Origin of the sequence: Streptomyces sp. BE303 (assembly GCF_036290945.1) — a bacterium.
Lineage (GTDB): Bacteria > Actinomycetota > Actinomycetes > Streptomycetales > Streptomycetaceae > Kitasatospora.
In genome coordinates, this window is the sequence record NZ_JAQYWZ010000200.1 from 1 (window position 1) to 376 (window position 376).

Sequence of the window (376 nt, forward strand, 5' to 3'; positions counted from 1 at the left end):
CGTCCGACCCGTGGATGCCGTCGTCGTTCACGTGCACGGCCTTGTCCGCACCCATCGACAACGCCTTGCGCAGCGCGTCCTTCGCATCGTCCGGACCCACCGTCAACACCGTCACCTCGGCGTCACCGCTCGCCTCCGCGTTCCGCTACGCCTGCTCCTCGCCGTACTCGTGCAGCTCCGTCAGAAGGCGGTCCACGCCCTCCCGGTCGGTGGTGTGATCGTCCGAGAAACGACGGTCACCCGTCGCGTCCGGCACGTGCTTCACACAGACAACGATCCTCAAGCTCATGAGCGGTTCTCCTGGTTCGGGTGCACTTGGTACGTGTGCACTGGTCCACGGCCTGAGGTCATGCCGAGGGTACTGAGTGCCAAGTCC

The 376-nt window shown here is 65.4% G+C and carries 1 pseudogene; it reads right to left on the reverse strand.

Features of this window, described 5'->3' with window-relative positions:
* Nucleotides 1-289, reverse strand: a pseudogene (locus PUR56_RS01145) (electron transfer flavoprotein subunit beta/FixA family protein); the annotation flags it as partial.
* Nucleotides 290-376: the final 87 nt, after the last annotated feature.